Here is a 16282-nt window from a genome sequence, read left to right on the forward strand (position 1 = left end):
AGCGTCACAGCAGACTCCGCAGGGACCGGTCCCGAAGCATGAGCGCGGCCCGCTTCCCGGGCAGGTCCACCTCTGCGGAGAACCGGAAACCAGCGTTCAGGAACGCGGCAAGGGAGGGGACATTGCGTACATCGGGTTCCGCGACGACACGGGGGCAGGCCGGACGCCGGTCGAGGACCAGGTTGGCCACGGCTCTCAGCAGAACGCTGCCGACTCCTCGCCCTCGATCGGCGATATCGCCAAGGAGAAGGTGGATACCGGTGTCGTGAGGGCGGGCGGGATAGTACCGGGCCAGTGGATCGAGGTCGGCCCGGTAGAGCTCCCAATAGCTCATCGGCGTGCCGTCCAGGACGCCCAGGCAGGGCACGCTGCGCCCGTCACCGGTGAGCTGTGCGGCGAGGTGGGCCTCCGTCACGTCGGCCGGACCGGCCAGTTCCCAGAACGCCGCGACTGCGGGGTCGTTCATCCACCGGCTGATGAGCGGCAGGTCCCGTTCGGGGCGGACCGGGCGCAGCTGGAACTCCCCCGCGGCCGTGGTGGTCGGTCCCCACTCCGCGACCTGGTCGAGCAGGTCACCGCCGAGAAGCGGAAGGACGGTGCCCCACACCGGCGAGGAGTCCTGCACAGCCTCGACGTCCTGCGCCGCTTCGGCGTTCTGCACAGCCCCGATGTCCTGCCCGGCCCCGGGCTCCCCGGTGATGCGCAGGGCGAGGAAATCTGCGGGGAGGTGGAGATCGAGGGTGTCCTCGGAATCGGCGGTACCGGTCACAAGGGAGTCGGTGGGAGGCACGGCGGCTCTCCTCTCAGAGGATCAGGGGGCAGAAGACGGAAGGCGGTACGGGGCGGTACGGAACTTCAGAGGCGAAGAGGCTGGGCGATGCAGAGGCGACGAGGGTCGGTGCTTCAACAGCGAAGGGGGTTGGCGATGGTGACGTAGACGGACTGGGTGTCCACCGGACCGACGAGTTCGTCCAGTCCGTGCAGCCGGGTGAGCAGATTGGCCTTGCAGCGCAGGGTGGGCGAGTCCAGCAGCCGGCCGGGCAGCGTGCTGCGCAGCCGTGCGGGACCGGACGCCGCGGCGTCGAGGAAGCGGCGGAAGGCGGCGAGCAGCAGCCGTTCGTCGACGAGGCGCTGCGAGCCGAACGCGCCGATCAGGCCGAACACGTTGTTGATCGCGAGGTAGTAGGTGAAGCGCTCGTCGGTGACCTCGTCGGCGACGAAGGTGTCGCTGTGCGCGCCGATGCCGGGAAGCCGGGTGTCGAGTTCGGCGCGGCGGGACTCGCGGAAGTAGTAGCCCTGGTTGTCCCGGTAGCGGCCGCCGACGGGCCAGCCGTCGCAGTCCAGCAGGAGCAGCGTGTTCTGCTGGTGGGCCTCCAGCGCGATGCCGGCCTCGCCGTCGAGCCACAGGACAGGGCGGACGACGTGTTCGAGGTAGCGCAGGAACCACTCGGCGGCGACGACTCCCCGCGGGCGTCCGGTTCGGTGTGCCAGGCGCGTGACCATGTCGGCCAGGCGGGAGCCCGGTGCTGAGGCGGTGGACGGCCGGAGGGCGACGAGCCCCGCGATGCACGAGACGTCGTCGGCGGGGGTGAACGGGTTGTGCCGGATCACCACGCCGAGTCCCGTCACCGGGTGGCCGTCCCGGTCGTCGACGGCGAGCCAGGCGGGATCGCGGACGATGTCGAAGGCGGGGTGTGCGGCCTGCCACTGCCGGACCAGTCCCGAGCGCAGCAGCCGGTGGACCTCGACGCCACGGTGGAGTTCCTTGCGGAGGTTCTCGCGGCGGGAGTTGGTGATGCGCAGGCCCAGGGACAGCTTGAGCATGGCCGGGGCGCCGGATCGGTACAGGGTGCGGACGGAGGAGGTGGGGTGCCACGCGGGACCGTGGGGGCCGAGGTCGCGCAGCAGGCCGGAGTCGAACAGGGCGGCCGCTTCGGGTCGGTGGCGGACTTCGCGGAGTTGCCAGGGGTGCACGGGCAGGGCCGCGTAGCCGTCGGGCAACGGCAGCGCGGGGCCGGCGAGTCGGGCGGTGAGCCGGGCGGCGGGGACGATCCGGCCGCGCTCGGTCCAGGCGGAGTCGGTGGCGAGCACGGAAGGGGCGACGGCGATCCAGTGGAGTGGGAAGGAGCCGTACAACTCAGGTGAGTAGAGCCGGTTTTCGGCCTCTGACAGGCCTTCGCGGCTCTTCGGGGTCGGATGCAGCGGATGGCCCAGCGTCAGGGCCTGCTCCGCCGAGAGGAAGAGATCCGGCCCGTCGGTGGAGCGGGCGCGGTGTTCGCTGACGAAGGAGGTGGTGCGGCGGACGGAATCCGCGACCCGGGCGACCAGGTCGGTGGCGCCGGCGTCGGCAGTGCCGCCGACGGTGGTGCCGCCGACGATGCTGGTGCCGCCGCCGGTGGCAGTGCTCTCCCGGGTGAGCAGGGCGGCGACGGTGACGGCGTCGGCAGGCGGGGACGCTTCGGGGGCGCCGGCCAGGCGGGGCGCGCCGAAGCGGTGCCAGCCGGTCGGGGACCAGTGGCGGACCGGGACGAGCAGGGCCGTTCCGGTGGCCGGCAGCGGGATGCGCAGGGTCTCTCCGATGGGGGCGGGGACACCGGCCTCGCGGACCCAGCAGCGCAGGAGGTTCTCCACGGCCGCGGCCTGAGCCGCCGTGTGCGGATCGAGGTGGGCTACCGGGTCCGCGCCGGACGGCGCCGGCCGGGGCACGCCGGTCACCGCTTGCGCGCTGCCGGAGGCCGCTGTCGACCCGGGGGTGCCGTGCTGGTGTGCGTACGGCCGCCGCTCGCGCCCCGGCCCTCCTTGCTGGGGAACGGTCGCGGCGGCGGGGGCCGCCGGGGTGTGCGGGTCGGGGCTGCCGGCGGAGTCGGCGGTGGGGACGGTGGAGGCGGAGGCGGAGATGGGATTCAAGGAGGTTCCTCGTGACGTCGTGCGCTGAGGGGGTGCGCGGTGCGGACGGACGGTCAGCCCGGCTGTGGGCTGTGTGCGCCGCGCTGCTCGCGGTACTGGTCGCGCTCCTGGGCGGTCGGGGCCGTACGGGCGGCTGCCGCTACCGCGTCGGCGAGCCGGTCGAGGATCGCGGTGGCCTGTTCGTCGGTGATCGTCAGGGGTGGAAGCAGCCGGACGACGCTCGCGTGCCGACCGCCGAGTTCGACGATCAGTCCGCGGTGCAGGCACTCCCGCTGGACGGCTGCGGCAAGCCGCGGGGACGCCGGGCGAGGGCGTCGGGCGGATGCCGGGCGGACGTCCCGGATGTCTTCCGCCGCGAGCCCGCCGACGCCCGGTGTGTCCCCGAAGACGTCCGCTTCCACGAGGTCGCTCGCCACGACGCCGCCCGCCGCGAAGTCCGCCGCCTCTGCCTCCGCCTCGACCATCTCCATCCCGATCATCAGCCCCCGTCCCCGCACGTCTCCCACACAGGAGAACTCCTCGCCGAGTCGCCGAAGTCGGCTCAGCATGCGGGAGCCCAGGGTGGCCGCGCGTTCGGCGAGGCCGTGGCGGCGGACGTAGGCGAGGGTCGCCGTGCCCGCGGCCATGGCGAGCTGGTTGCCGCGGAAGGTGCCCGCGTGGGCGCCGGGTTGCCAGAGGTCGAGGTCGTCGCGGTACACGACGACGGCCAGCGGGAGGCTGCCGCCGATGGCCTTGGACAGCACCATGACGTCGGGGGTGATGCCGCTGTGCTCCACGGCCCAGAAGGCGCCGGTGCGGCCGACCCCGGTCTGGACCTCGTCGGCGATGAGGGGGATGGACCGGGCGGCGGTGATCTCGCGGACGCGCCGCATCCAGGTGTCGGGCGCGGGGATGACACCGCCCTCGCCCTGGACGGGTTCGAGGATCAGCCCGGCGGGGTGCGGGACGCCGGACTTGGGATCGTCGAGCACGGACTCGGCCCAGCGGGCGGCGAGTTGGGCGCCCGCCTCCCCGCCGACGCCGAAGGGACAGCGATAGCTGTGCGGATACGGCAGGCGGGTCACGCGGCTGCCGTGTCCGGGCAGGTCGGCGGCGTGGCCGGAGACTTCCTGGGCGCCTGTGGTCATGCCGTGATAGGCGCCGGTGAAGGCGAGGATTCCGGTGCGGCCGGTCGCGGTGCGGACGAGTTTGAGCGCGGCTTCCACGGCGTCGGTCCCGGCCGGCCCGCAGAACTGGACGCGCGCACGGCCCGCCAGTCCGGGCGGCAGGGTGCTGAGCAGCTCGGTGACGAAGGCGTCCTTGACGGGTGTGGCGAGGTCGAGTGAGTGCAGGGGAGCGCCGGAGTCGAGGACGTCCCGGATCGCCTCCAGGACGACGGGGTGATTGTGGCCGAGGGCGAGGGTCCCGGCCCCGGACAGACAGTCGAGGTAACGGCGTCCGTCGGCCCCCTCGATGGTGAGGCCACGGGCCCGTACCGGCACGATCGGCAGGGCACGCGCGTAGGTGCGTGCCGCCGACTCGCGCGCCGCCTGCCGTCGCAGGATCCCCTCGGTAACGCCCACGGCTTGCTCTCCTCCCGCCATCCGGAGGCGAGTTGCCGCTCACAGGCTGTGTCCCGCCCCCTCACCCGGTATGCCGGAGCCGGACGGCGGCACACCGCGGCCCCGGACCCCACCGCTACCAACAGCACACCGCCGCACTGGTTACGGGTGGTGCGCCACCCCGCCGGTGACGCCGCACACCGCGGAGGGCACACCACCCCGCGCAGGACCTCGCTTCCCTGGTCGGACGCCCCGCCGCCGCTGACCGTCTGTAGCCGAACCGTTGCCGTTCCACCGGAAGTCCCCCACAGCGAGCGCATAGTGTGTGATCCCGTTCCGGACGCCGTGCGCACGCCCCGAGCAGCACAGAGGGGCAGTGGCACGGCGGCAGTACGTCCACCCCAGGGGGAGTCAGCAGCATGCGATCCATACGGCCGTCGTTCACCGCTCGCCGGGAGGGAGGCGCACACCGCGGAGCCTCCCGCGGGCTGGCCGCGCTCACCCTCGTCTCGGCGCTGGCCCTCACCGCCACCGCCTGTGAGGGCGGCGACGACAACGCCGACGGCCGGCCCACCGCGAACGCGACCGCCTCCGCGGCGGGCGACACGCAGATCAAGATCCCGGACGATCTGAAGAACCGGCTCAAGGAGCACGGGATCGATCTCGGCAAGTGGAAGAACGGCGCCTGGAAGAACTGGGACAGGGACCAGTGGCTGCGTGAGGCGCAGGACTTCATCAACCCGATCATCAAGGGCCTGTGGGACCCGGACCGGATGCGGGGCGCCGAGGACCCCGACCGAGGTGTCGATGACAACGACCTCTCCGGTGACCAGGGCGTCACCGACCCGACTCCGGCGCCGGTGCAGGCGAAGGCCGTCGCGCCGGAGTACCACGCCAACGCGCCCGAGGCCGGCAAGGTGTTCTTCGACTCGCCCGAGGGCACGATGGTCTGCTCGGCGACGGTGGTGAAGGACCCGGCCCACCCGGGCAAGTCCAACCTGGTGTGGACGGCCGGGCACTGCGTCCACGCGGGCAAGAAGGGCGGCTGGTACCGCAACATCGCGTTCGTGCCGTCGTACAACGACTCCGGGAAGTCCGTCGCCGAGTTGCAGAACGCCACCCGGGAGCAGGTCGCTCCGTACGGCGTGTGGTGGGGTGACTGGGCGCAGACCTCGGACCAGTGGATCGAGCAGGGTGGCGAGACCGGCGGTGACGGGGCGTCGTACGACTACGCGGTGATCCATGTGACGCCGGAGCAGGGCAGCGGCGGCAAGTCGCTGGAGGAGACGGTCGGTTCGGCGCTGCCGGTCGACTTCGACGCCCCGGCCGTGCCGAAGATCGGGAGCCTGACGGCGACCGGCTACCCGGCGGCCAAGCCGTACGACGGGCAGAAGCTGTACCGCTGCCAGGACAAGCCCGGGCGGCTGTCGCTGAACGCCACCGACCCGACGATGTTCCGCATCGGCTGCACGATGACGGGCGGTTCCTCCGGTGGTGGCTGGGTCGCACAGGGCTCGGACGGCAAGCCCGCGCTGGTGTCCAACACCTCGATCGGCCCGGTGACGGCCGGCTGGCTGGCCGGTCCGCGGCTGGGCAAGGTGGCCAAGGGCGTGTACGACGCGGTGAGCAAGAAGTACGCCGGGCAGTAGCCGCCCGCCTGGGTGAGCGGCGGTGGCGTCCCACGGGAACCTTCACGATCTCGCCGCCGTTCGCCCTCATCCGTCCGTGCATGATGACAGCGCTCCACTCACATCGCCTCAACGACAGCACAACAACGGGGGTACACGCACCATGCGTTCCACGTCAGCACGCACCACGACGCCACGCGTCCGGCGCCGCCGTACGGCGCTCGCCGCCGCCGGGGTCGTCGCGGCCCTGGCACTCACCGCCACCGCCTGCAACGGTTCCGACGACGACAAGGCGAGCGGCACGCCCGGCGCCGACGCCTCCCAGTCCGCGGACCCGGGCCAGGTGAAGATCCCGGCCGGTCTGGCCGACAAGCTCAAGAAGCACGGCATAGACGTCGACCAGTGGAAGAACGGCGGCTGGAAGAACTGGGACAAGGACAAGTGGCTCAGTGACGCCAAGGACTTCGTCAACCCGGTGATCCAGGGCCTGTGGAAGCCGGAGCGGATGAAGTCCGCGAAGGAGGCCGACAAAACGGTCACCGCCAAGGACGCGCCGGCCGATCAGGGCGTCAGCGACCCGGAGCCGACCCCGGTGCAGGCCCAGCCGGAGAAGATGCCGTACCACGAGAACGCGGCGCCGGTCGGCAAGGTCTTCTTCGACTCGCCCGAGGGTTCGATGGTCTGCTCGGGCACGGTCGTCAAGGACGTGAACCACCCGGGCAAGTCCAACCTGGTGTGGACCGCGGGCCACTGTGTGCACGCCGGAGGCAACGGCGGCTGGTACCGCAACATCGCCTTCGTGCCCGCGTACAACGATCTCGGCAAGTCCGAGGCGCAGCTGGCGAACGCCCCCGCGCAGGAGGTCGCTCCGTACGGCGCCTGGTGGGCGGACTGGGCCTCCACCTCCAACCAGTGGATCCAGGGCGGCTCGGAGACGGGCGGCGCGGGTGCCGCTTACGACTACGCGGTGCTGCACGTGAAGCCGGAGCAGGGCGCTAAGTCCCTGGAAGAGACGGTCGGAGCCGCGCTGGACGTGGACTTCTCCGCGCCGTCCGCGCGGCAGGCGGGCACGATGGGCGCCTGGGGTTACCCGGCGGCGCCGCCGTACAACGGGCTGAAGATGTTCAAGTGCCTCGACCGGCCCGGGCGTTTCTCGCTGTCCCCGTCGCTGCCGAACATGTACCGCATCGGCTGCACCATGACCGGCGGCAGCTCCGGCGGTGGCTGGTTCCGGGTGGTCGACGGCCGGACCAAGCTGGTGTCGAACACCTCCATCGGCCCGACCGACAACACCTGGCTGGCCGGCCCGCAGCTGGGCCCCGAGGCGGAGGCGCTGTATCAGAACATGAGCAAGACGTACGGCGGTCAGTGAGACGCCGGAACACGCCGAAGGCCCGCCCCCTCGCAGGGGGCGGGCCTTCGGGCGTCACACGCCCGTGTCACTCGTGACCCGGCAGTCTGCTCAGGCCGCCGGCGCAGGAACGTACGGCGCGAGCTCGGCGGCCAGCTCCTCGTGCACCCGCACCTTGAGCAGGGTGCCCTCCGCGGTGTGCTCCTCGGAGATCACCTCGCCCTCGTCGTGGGCGCGGGCGACCAGCTTGCCGTGCGTGTAGGGCACGAGCACCTCGATCTCGACGGCCGGACGGGGCAGTTCCGCGTCGATCAGGGCGAGCAGCTGGGCCATGTTCTGACCCGTGCGAGCGGAGACGGCGATGGAGCGCTTCTCCACCCGCATCAGGCGCTGAAGCACGAGCGGGTCCGCCGCGTCCGCCTTGTTGACCACGACGATCTCGGGTACGTCGGTGGCACCGACGTCCCGGATCACCTCGCGGACCGCGGCCAGCTGCTCCTCCGGGTTCGGGTGCGAGCCGTCCACCACGTGCAGGATCAGGTCGGACTCGCCGACCTCCTCCATGGTGGAGCGGAACGCCTCGACCAGGTGGTGGGGCAGGTGACGCACGAAGCCCACGGTGTCGGCCAGCGTGTAGAGCCGGCCGCTCGGGGTCTGCGCCCGGCGCACGGTCGGGTCCAGGGTCGCGAACAGGGCGTTCTCGACCAGGACGCCCGCGCCGGTGAGGCGGTTGAGCAGCGAGGACTTGCCGGCATTGGTATAGCCCGCGATGGCGACGGACGGCACCTTGTGGCGCTTGCGCTCCTGGCGCTTGATCTCGCGGCCGGTCTTCATCTCCGCGATCTCCCGGCGCATCTTCGCCATCTTCTCGCGGATCCGCCGCCGGTCCGTCTCGATCTTGGTCTCACCGGGGCCACGGGTGGCGAGGCCGCCGCCCTTGCCGCCGCCCATCTGCCGGGACAGCGACTGACCCCAGCCACGCAGCCGCGGCAGCATGTACTGCATCTGCGCGAGCGCGACCTGCGCCTTGCCCTCGCGGGACTTGGCGTGCTGGGCGAAGATGTCGAGGATCAGGGCCGTACGGTCGATGACCTTGACCTTGACGACGTCCTCGAGGTGGATCAGCTGACCGGGGCTGAGCTCACCGTCGCAGATGACGGTGTCCGCGCCCGTCTCCAGGACGATGTCGCGCAGCTCCTCGGCCTTGCCGGAACCGATGTAGGTGGCCGCGTCGGGCTTGTCGCGGCGCTGGATGACGCCGTCGAGCACGAGCGCGCCCGCGGTCTCCGCGAGGGCGGCGAGCTCGGCCAGCGAGTTCTCGGCGTCGTCGACGGTCCCCGAGGTCCAGACACCGACGAGCACGACCCGCTCCAGGCGGAGCTGGCGGTACTCGACCTCGGTGACGTCCTCGAGCTCGGTGGAGAGGCCGGCCACACGGCGCAGAGCCGCGCGCTCGGAGCGGTCGAGCTGGTCGCCGTCCCGGTCTCCGTCGATCTCGTGGCTCCAGGCGACGTCCTCTTCCATCAGGGCATCGGCCCGAAGTCCTTCGGGGTAGGTGTGCGCGAGGCGCTTGGTGGCCTGGGAAGAGGAAGAAGAGGAGGTCATTGGGTCCTTACGTCGATGGGGATTCCGTCATTGTTCACAACGCGCGAGTACCCCGGGAGATTCCCGCGTCCCGCGTCGCGGCGACCCGAAGATGGTCGCACGGAACGGCCCGTCTCGTCACGGGCTTATTTGTCCGCTGTCTTGCGGTCCGCCGTCTTCTGCGAAGCCGCCGCTTTCTGCGGCGCCGCCGACTTCCAGTCGGGGTGCCCCGGCATCGGCGGGGTCTTCGTGCCGTACAGCCAGGCGTCGAAGAATCCGCGCAGGTCGCGGCCGGCGATGCCGGAGGCCAGGTGGACGAAGTCGGCCGTGGTCGCGGTGCGGTCGCGGTGGTTTTGGACCCAGGCCCGCTCCAGGCGCTCGAAGGCGGGCCGGCCGATCTCCTGGCGCAGGGCGTACAGGGCCAGCGCGGCCCCGTCGTAGATGTTCGCCCGGAAGATGCCGATCTTCTGGCCGGGCTGCGGCGGCTTGGGGGCGGCGGGCGGCCCGCCGGCCGCCCGCCAGCCGTCGGAGGCGGCGTAGGCGGCCTTCATGCGCGCCTCCATCGGCTTGTGCGCCTTCTCCTCGGCGTACAGGGCCTCGTACCAGGTGGCGTGTCCCTCGTTGAGCCACACGTCGGACCAGGTACGCGGGCTGACGCTGTCGCCGAACCACTGGTGGGACAGCTCGTGCACCATGATCGACTCGACGTACCAGGCCGGGTAGGCGGGGTCGGTGAACAGATCCCGCTCGAAGAGGGAGAGCGTCTGCGTCTCCAGCTCGAACCCGGTCGCGGCCCGGGCCGTCAGCAGCCCGTACGTCTCGAACGGGTAGCGCCCGACCTTGCTCTCCATCCAGGCGATCTGGTCCGGGGTCTTCTTCAGCCACGGCTCCAGGATCGCGCGGTCCTTGCTGGGCACGACGTCCCGCACGGGCAGGCCGTGCGGACCGTCGCGGTGCAGCACGCTGGAGCGGCCGATGGACACCTGCGCCAGCTCGGTGGCCATGGGGTGCTGAGTGCGGTACGTCCAGGTGGTGGACCCGCCCGCCCGGTCGACCGTGGTGGGCAGGCCGTTCGCGACGGCGGTGTAGCCGTTGGGCGCGGTCACCCGGAAGGTGAACATCGCCTTGTCGGACGGGTGATCGTTGCACGGGAAGACCAGGTGGGCCGCGTCGGCCTGGTTGGCCATGGCGAGGCCGTCCGTGGTGCGCACCCAGCCGCCGTCACGGCCCTGGACCGGCCTCGGGTCGCTGGTGTGCCGGACGGTGATCCGCGTCCAGCTGCCCGGCGCGAGCGGCCGCTGCGGGGTGACGACCAGGTCCTCACCGGCCTTCGCGAAGGAGGCGGGACGGCCGTCGACCTCGACGGAGGACACCGTGCCGTGCGCGAAGTCCAGGTTCAGCCGGTCCAGGGCAGCCGTGGTCCAGGCGTCGATGGTGGTGACCGCCTGGAGGGGCTTGTCGTTGCGGCCGGAATAGGTCAGGGACAGGTCGTACGACGCGACGTCGTACCCCGGGTTGCCGAGGTTCGGGAAGAGGAGGTCGCCGACGCCGAGCGGGGCGGCCGGGGCGTTCGCGGCGACGAGGCAGACGGAGACGGAGGAGGCGAGCAGCGCCGTCTTCAGGCGCCGGGTGGTCTTCGTGCGGGGGGTGCGCGGCATGGAACACCGCTACCAGCGCACGCGCGCGTGGCAGTGACGGCGCGCGCCCGGCCCACCCGAAAGAGGGGTACGCCGGGTCGCCGGGCGGAGGTGCGGGATCGTGTCGGACGGGTCTCAGAGCAGCGGTGGGGCGTGGTGCTGGGCGCGGTCCACGTCGTAGACGCCGGGGACGTTGCGCATCGCCCGCATGAGGGCGGGCAGGTGAGCGGCGTCCGGGAGCTGGAGCGTGTAGGTGTGGCGGACGCGTTGCTGGGTCGGGGGCTCGACGGTCGCCGAGACGATCTCTGCGCCTTCGAGGGCGATGGCCTCGGTGAGGTCGGCGAGGAGGTGGGGGCGGCCGAACGATTCGGCGACCAGGGTCACCCGGCATGCCGTGGTCTCGCCCCAGCGAACGTCGACCTCCGCACGCCCCCCGCCGCGCATGCGCGCCACGGTGACGCACTCCGCGCGGTGCACCGTGACGGCTCCGCCGCGCACGGCGAAGCCGGTGATGTCGTCGGGCGGAACGGGGGTGCAACAGCGGGCGAGCCGTGCGGTGGCCCCGTCGCGGCCGAGGACCGTCACGTCGGCGCCACGGGGGCGCGCGGCGCGCGGATGTGACGCGCGGCGTGCGCCGGGGGTGGGCTCCGCCTCGGCTGGTCCGGCGTTCTCGGTGCTGTGCGTTTCCGCTGTACGGCGGGATGCTGCGGCGGCGGGTGGAGCGGAGGCGGCGTACGGCATGCCTGTACGAGCGGGGCCGCTGACGCGTCCGGCGTTCTCCGCCGCAGGCACACCGGCCGCGCTGCCGACGACGCGCGACGGAGACTGTGCGCCCGGGTCGCGGTCTCGCGCGCCTGTTGCGCCCCCGGCACGTCCCCCTGCGCCCCGCGTTCCCCCGGGCGCCTGGCGCACGCCGGGCGCACTGGTGCTCGCACCGGCGCTCTCAGCGCCCTGATCCGCGCCTTCGCGCTGCGGCTGCCCCGCCTCCTCCGCCTTCGCCGTCTTGTCCGGGCCCTGGGCTTCCGGCCCCGGGTGCGACGCCAGCCACCGCTGGATCGCGATCCGTGCCGCGGGCGTGTGCGCGTACTCCAGCCACTCCCGCGACGGTTCCGAGGCCGGGTCCTGCCCCATGAGCGGCTCCACTGTGTCGCCGTCGCGCAGAACCGTGCCCAGCGGCGCCAGCAGGCCGTTGAGGCGGGCCCCGATGCAGGCGTGGGCGTCCTCGCCGTACTGCGCGTAGGCGGCGTCCACGCAGGTCGCGCCCTCGGGCAGGCCGATCGGGCCGCCGTCGGGCCGGAAGACGGTGATCTCCCGGTCCTGGGCGAGGTCCTCGCGCAGGGTCGTCCAGAAGGTGTCGGGGTCGGGTGCGGCCCGCTGCCAGTCCAGGAGCCGGGAGAGCCAGCCGGGCCGGGTGGGATCGGCGCGCTCTCCGTCGGGCGGGGACTGCTCGTCCGACGGCGGCGCGTAGGGATTGCCGAGGGCGACCACGCCGGCCTCGGCGACCTTGTGCATCTGGTGGGTCCGGATGAGGACTTCGGCCACCTGGCCGTCCGCGCGGGCCACCGCTGTGTGCAGCGACTGGTACAGGTTGAACTTGGGTACGGCGATGAAGTCCTTGAACTCCGAGACGACCGGCGTCATACAGGTGTGCAGTTCGCCGAGCACGGCGTAGCAGTCGGCGTCCTCGTTGACCAGCACGAGCAGCCGGCCGAAGTCGGCGCCGCGCAGCTGACCGCGTTTGCGCGCGATGCGGTGCAGGGAGACGAAGTGGCGGGGCCGGATGAGGACTTCCGCCGGGATGTCGGCCTCGCGCAGTACCCTGCGCGCCTCGTCCGCGATCTCGGCGAGCGGGTCGTCGGCCCGCGCGGCGTTCTCGACGATCAACTCGCGGGTGTGCTCGTACTCCTCGGGGTGGAGGATCGCGAAGACCAGGTCCTCCAGCTCGCTCTTGAGGGCCTGGACGCCGAGGCGTTCGGCGAGCGGGATGAGCACGTCGCGGGTCACGCGTGCGATGCGGGCCTGTTTCTCGGGGCGCATCACGCCCAGGGTGCGCATGTTGTGCAGCCGGTCGGCGAGTTTGATCGACATCACGCGGACGTCGTTGCCGGTGGCGACGAGCATCTTGCGGAACGTCTCCGGTTCGGCGGCGGCGCCGTAGTCGACCTTCTCCAACTTGGTGACGCCGTCGACGAGATAACGCACCTCCTCGCCGAACTGCTCCCCGACCTGGTCGAGCGTCACGTCCGTGTCCTCGACGGTGTCGTGCAGCAGGGAGGCGGTCAACGTCGTGGTCTCCGCGCCGAGTTCGGCCAGGATCAGGGTGACCGCGAGGGGATGGGTGATGTACGGCTCGCCGCTCTTGCGCATCTGACCGCGGTGCGAGGACTCGGCCAGCACGTAGGCGCGCCGCAGGGGGTCGAGGTCGGCGTCGGGGTGGTGGGCGCGGTGGGCGTCGACGACGTGGCTGATGGCGTCGGGCAGCCGGTCGCGGGCGGCGGGGCCGAGCAGCGCGGCGCGGCCCAGGCGGCGCAGGTCGATGCGGGGGCGGGCCTTGCGGCGCGGGGAAGGCGGCGCGCCCTGCTCCAGCGCCGCGGTGGAAGCGGGCGCGACCTGGCCTGTCACCGGGCCTTCGGTCACAGGATTCGTGGCCTCCGCACTCATGGGCACCTCCGGCTGCGTGGACCGGCGGACGGGGTGCCCCAGGGCGGACACGGCTCAGGGGAGGGCGACTCCCCCGTCCGAGCCGGTGCTTGATGCTACCGAGCCCACCACGCGCGTTTGACCGTCTCTCGGCGAGCGTGAAACGGATCACCCATTCGAGCGACGGTCAACGGGTTTGCGGCGTGGCGTCAACCGCCGTCCGGGCGGTACGAGGTCGGCGGCTTGGCCGGACGTCAGCCGAGCGCGCCGCGCAGCCACTCCGCGTCGATCCGGCCCTCCGCGACGATCACCGCGGGGCCGGTCATCTCGATCTCGCCGTCGGGACGCTCGGTGATCACCAGACGTCCGCCGGGGACGTCCACGGTGTACGTCGCCGGGGTGCCGGTGGTGGCCGGGTCGGCGCCGTCGCGGCGGGCGGTGGCGACGGCGACGGCGCACGCGCCCGTGCCGCACGAGCGGGTCTCGCCGGAGCCGCGCTCGTGCACGCGCATGGCGACGTGCCGCTCGCCGCGGTCGACGACGAACTCGACGTTGACGCCGTCCGGGTAGGCGGAGGCCGGGCTGCACGGCGGCGGGGTGAGCAGGTCCCCCGCGTGCGCGAGGTCGTCGACGAAGGCGACGGCGTGCGGGTTGCCCATGTTGACGTTCCGCGCGGGCCAGCTGCGCTCGCCGACGCTCACCGTGACGTCGTCCTCGGGCAGGAGCGCCTTGCCCATGCCGACGGTCACGTCGCCGTCCTTGGCGATGTGCACGCTCTTCACGCCCCCGCGCGTGGCGACGGCCAGGTCGCCCTCGCCGACGTGGCCGGCGTACTGGAGGTAGCGCGCGAACACGCGCACGCCGTTACCGCACATCTCGGCGATCGAGCCGTCGCCGTTGCGGTAGTCCATGAACCACTCGGCCTCGGCGGCCATGGCCTTCGCCTCGGGATGTGCCGCGGACCGCACGACGTGCAGCACCCCGTCGCCGCCGATGCCCGCACGGCGGTCGCACAGGGCGGCGACGGCGGCCGGGGACAGGTCGAGGGCGTTCTCCGGGTCCGGGACGATCACGAAGTCGTTCTCGGTGCCGTGCCCCTTGAGGAAGGCGATCCGCGTGCTCATGCCTCGATCGTACGGGAGGGCTCCGCCGGGACGCCGACGGGAGGCGGGCCAGGTGAGCGGCGGTGCGGGCGATCCCGCACGGCACCGCCGCGCTCAGCGCAGCCGTGCCACCCGCCACACGGCGAGCGTCACGACGACGGCCACCAGCAGGACGTACCCGAGTACGACCCGCCAGTCCAGGCGGCGGCCCGAGCCACGGGGTGGCAGGCCCGGCCAGGTGTAGCCCACGCGCCGGGCGGCCATCATGCCCCAGCCGGCCGCGCAGGAGCAGATCAGCAGCCCCAGCATGGCGATGACGGCACCGCTATCGCCGAAGTCGAAGGCGAGCGGGAAGGCGAACATCAGGGAGCCGCTCGCGGCGAGCGCGACGATCGGCGCGAGCTGCCACAGCCGCAGCCGGCGCTGCGGGCGCAGCTCGACCTCGACCTCGGGCCCGCCCGCGAACATCTCTTCCGGTTCCGGACCGTCCGCGGTCACGCCACCCTGGGTGTCGTCGGGGCCGTCGGGGCTCAGCGGGTACCCGTCCGGGACCGGACGGTCGCCGCCGAGGCCCGAACCGCTTGTGCCCTGCGGCTCCTCACCCCTGTCGGTGGTGACGGGCTCGGTGTCTTGTGCGGTGTCGCGAGGGCCGGCCTCCATCGCCACGCGCCCTCCCAACTCGGACTCCACTTGGTCGATCGAAGCTCGATGATGGCACGGCACCGGAGGCCGGGATGACGGCCTGGGCGTCCCGATGCCATGACGTGATCAGGCTGTAACCGGTCGTTCGATCAACGCCAGGGCGAGCTGCGGAAGTTCCCTGAGGTCCGCCGCGGCCCCACTGAGCCAGTGCACCCGCGGGTCGCGCCGGAACCACGAATCCTGGCGGCGCGCGAAGCGCTTGGTGGCACGGACGGTCTCGGCGCGCGCCTCCTCGAGGGTGCACTCCCCGGCGAGCGCCGTGAGTACCTGCTGATAGCCGAGGGCGCGCGATGCGGTTCGCCCCTCACGCAACCCCTGCGCCTCCAGCGCACGCACCTCGTCCACGAGCCCGGCCTCCCACATGCGGTCGACCCGGCGGGCGATGCGCTCGTCGAGTTCGGGGCGTGTCACGTCGACGCCGATCTGCACGGTGTCGTAGACCGAGTCGTGGCCGGGGAGGTTCGCCGTGAAGGGCTTGCCGGTGATCTCGATCACCTCGAGCGCACGGACGATCCGGCGCCCGTTGCCGGGCAGGATCGCCCGCGCGGCCTCGGGGTCGGCGGCGGCCAGCCGGGCGTGCAGGGCGCCGGAGCCGCGCAGCGCCAGCTCCTCCTCCAGGCGGGCCCTGACCTCGGGATCGGTGCCGGGGAACTCCAGGTTGTCGACGGCACCGCGGACGTAGAGGCCCGAGCCGCCGACCAGGATCGGCCAGCGGCCGGCGGCGAGCAGGTCATCGATCCGCTTGCGGGCGAGCCGCTGGTACTCGGCGACGGAGGCGGTGACGGTCACCTCCCAGATGTCGAGGAGGTGGTGCGGCACTCCGGCCCGCTCCTCCTGCGTCAGCTTGGCGGTGCCGATGTCCATCCCTCGGTACAACTGCATGGAGTCGGCGTTGACGACCTCGCCGCCGAGTTGCCGGGCGAGAAAGACGCCGAGGTCGGACTTGCCGGCTGCGGTGGGGCCGACGACGGCGATGACGCGGGGGGCGGGAGGTGCGCTGCTCACCGCACCAGTTTCGCAAACCCCGGACCCTCTCCTCGAACGAGTTACGTGACGCGGTACGAGAGGGGTCGTTGCCACCTTGCGAGATCCCGTCACCAGCTCGTCGGGAGCGGTGACCCCGGTGGCGCAATCGGACGCACCGGGCTACGCGGAATTTCGCCCGGACGAGTACCGTATGGAGTTGATA

Annotated in this window: 11 protein-coding genes; 2 read left to right on the forward strand and 9 right to left on the reverse strand. The window is 72.2% G+C overall.

Annotated features, from left to right (window positions below; all coding sequences use genetic code 11):
• Nucleotides 1-4: 4 nt before the first annotated feature.
• The 3 genes from ACF1GV_RS32535 to ACF1GV_RS32545 all read right to left on the reverse strand — a co-directional run bounded on the left by ACF1GV_RS32535 (nt 5) and on the right by ACF1GV_RS32545 (nt 4490).
• Nucleotides 5-790, reverse strand: a complete 786-nt coding sequence (locus tag ACF1GV_RS32535; RefSeq protein ID WP_391687931.1) for a GNAT family N-acetyltransferase — start codon at nt 788-790, stop codon at nt 5-7.
• Nucleotides 791-903: 113 nt separating this feature from the next.
• Nucleotides 904-2715 carry an IucA/IucC family protein gene (locus ACF1GV_RS32540; protein WP_391688036.1) on the reverse strand — a complete coding sequence of 604 codons (1812 nt, stop codon included), beginning with the start codon at nt 2713-2715 and terminating at the stop codon, nt 904-906.
• A 245-nt stretch (nt 2716-2960) separates the two neighbouring features.
• Nucleotides 2961-4490 carry a diaminobutyrate--2-oxoglutarate transaminase family protein gene (locus tag ACF1GV_RS32545; RefSeq protein WP_391687934.1) on the reverse strand — a complete coding sequence of 510 codons (1530 nt, stop codon included), beginning with the start codon at nt 4488-4490 and terminating at the stop codon, nt 2961-2963.
• 377 nt (nt 4491-4867) lie between these two features.
• On the opposite strand from ACF1GV_RS32545, the gene ACF1GV_RS32550 reads away from it, so the two are divergent.
• Both ACF1GV_RS32550 and ACF1GV_RS32555 read left to right on the forward strand, forming a co-directional pair.
• Nucleotides 4868-6097, forward strand: a complete 1230-nt coding sequence (locus tag ACF1GV_RS32550) for a trypsin-like serine peptidase (protein WP_391687937.1) — start codon at nt 4868-4870, stop codon at nt 6095-6097.
• 142 nt (nt 6098-6239) lie between these two features.
• A complete protein-coding gene (locus ACF1GV_RS32555) occupies nt 6240-7448 on the forward strand; it encodes a trypsin-like serine peptidase (RefSeq protein WP_391687940.1) in 1209 nt (402 codons plus the stop codon).
• Between the two features lie 90 nt (nt 7449-7538).
• Here the strand turns inward: ACF1GV_RS32555 and hflX are convergent, their stop codons facing one another.
• The 6 genes from hflX to miaA form a co-directional block, all read right to left on the reverse strand.
• The gene (gene hflX / locus ACF1GV_RS32560) at nt 7539-9032 is read right to left on the reverse strand and encodes a GTPase HflX (protein ID WP_391687943.1); all 1494 of its coding nucleotides are present in this window, start codon (nt 9030-9032) and stop codon (nt 7539-7541) included.
• Between the two features lie 125 nt (nt 9033-9157).
• Complete coding sequence (locus ACF1GV_RS32565) at nt 9158-10669, reverse strand: M1 family metallopeptidase (RefSeq protein WP_391687946.1); 1512 nt, start codon at nt 10667-10669, stop codon at nt 9158-9160.
• A gap of 114 nt (nt 10670-10783) precedes the next feature.
• A complete protein-coding gene (locus ACF1GV_RS32570; RefSeq protein WP_391687949.1) occupies nt 10784-13309 on the reverse strand; it encodes a RelA/SpoT family protein in 2526 nt (841 codons plus the stop codon).
• A 233-nt stretch (nt 13310-13542) separates the two neighbouring features.
• The gene (gene dapF / locus ACF1GV_RS32575; protein ID WP_391687952.1) at nt 13543-14412 is read right to left on the reverse strand and encodes a diaminopimelate epimerase; all 870 of its coding nucleotides are present in this window, start codon (nt 14410-14412) and stop codon (nt 13543-13545) included.
• A gap of 93 nt (nt 14413-14505) precedes the next feature.
• Nucleotides 14506-15051 (reverse strand): hypothetical protein, encoded by a 546-nt coding sequence (locus ACF1GV_RS32580; protein ID WP_391688038.1) that lies wholly within the window; start codon nt 15049-15051, stop codon nt 14506-14508.
• Nucleotides 15052-15159: 108 nt separating this feature from the next.
• Nucleotides 15160-16098 carry a tRNA (adenosine(37)-N6)-dimethylallyltransferase MiaA gene (gene miaA / locus ACF1GV_RS32585; RefSeq protein WP_391687955.1) on the reverse strand — a complete coding sequence of 313 codons (939 nt, stop codon included), beginning with the start codon at nt 16096-16098 and terminating at the stop codon, nt 15160-15162.
• Nucleotides 16099-16282 lie beyond the last annotated feature (184 nt).

The sequence above is a fragment of the Streptomyces sp. NPDC014006 genome (assembly GCF_043088925.1).
GTDB lineage: Bacteria > Actinomycetota > Actinomycetes > Streptomycetales > Streptomycetaceae > Streptomyces.